Below are 557 nucleotides of genomic sequence, written 5' to 3'. Positions count from 1 at the left end.
ATTACAGGCCATCCTTCTGCTGGTTCTTTTTTATCAGCCACTCATAACACCTCCTATATTGCAAATGCGGCAATCAGCAGTACAAGTCCTAATATAAACCCGTACACTACGTTTGTTAATTTACCTGCAGTAAGGTATACTCCTTCCCTGCCTGGGTAAGAACCTTCTGAGGTAGTTGTAGGGTCTAATGAATTCATTAGGTCATCTGCTGCAGCCTCTAAAGTACTTATTTCTGCATTTATATCGTCCATGGATACTAATACTGCACCTTTCATCCCTGCCCCCACTCTACCAGTGGAAGGATCAAGGGTTAGGTTTAATTCCGGAGCTATTGTAACTATAGGTAACATTTCGACCATATTGATTCCTCCTTAATGTTCCTCCTCTTTTGGCCAGATACCTGTCCATTTGACTGATGCAGCTTCATCAATGGATGCTTTTATAAAGCTACTGATTGCTACAAACCATCCGATAGCACCGATTAATGCAACTAGCCACCATGTTGGGGATGTTGCAAGTCCAAGTAATCCTACTATTGCCATGGATGCAAATCCTGT

At 42.2% G+C, this 557-nt stretch carries 2 protein-coding genes; both read right to left on the bottom strand.

The genetic code is table 11. The features are described 5' to 3' along the window. Positions 1 to 53: 53 nt before the first annotated feature. On the bottom strand, positions 54 to 359 hold the full coding sequence (gene mtrB / locus QMD61_11790) for a tetrahydromethanopterin S-methyltransferase subunit B (GenBank protein ID MDI6725315.1): 306 nt from the start codon (positions 357 to 359) through the stop codon (positions 54 to 56). 12 nt (positions 360 to 371) lie between these two features. After that, positions 372 to 557: tetrahydromethanopterin S-methyltransferase subunit C (locus QMD61_11785; GenBank protein MDI6725314.1), on the bottom strand; the 186-nt coding region annotated here is incomplete at its 5' end.

Origin of the sequence: Methanobacterium sp. (genome assembly GCA_030017655.1) — an archaeon.
GTDB lineage: Archaea > Methanobacteriota > Methanobacteria > Methanobacteriales > Methanobacteriaceae > Methanobacterium_D.
The sequence above is the reverse complement of the archived record's forward strand: the minus strand, read 5'-3'. Positions and strand labels throughout refer to the sequence as shown.

Bases quoted from the DNA above. Each gene is read 5' to 3' on its own strand.
- mtrB (MDI6725315.1), bottom strand. From the start codon at position 359: ATGGTCGAAATGTTACCTATAGTTACAATAGCTCCGGAATTAAACCTA.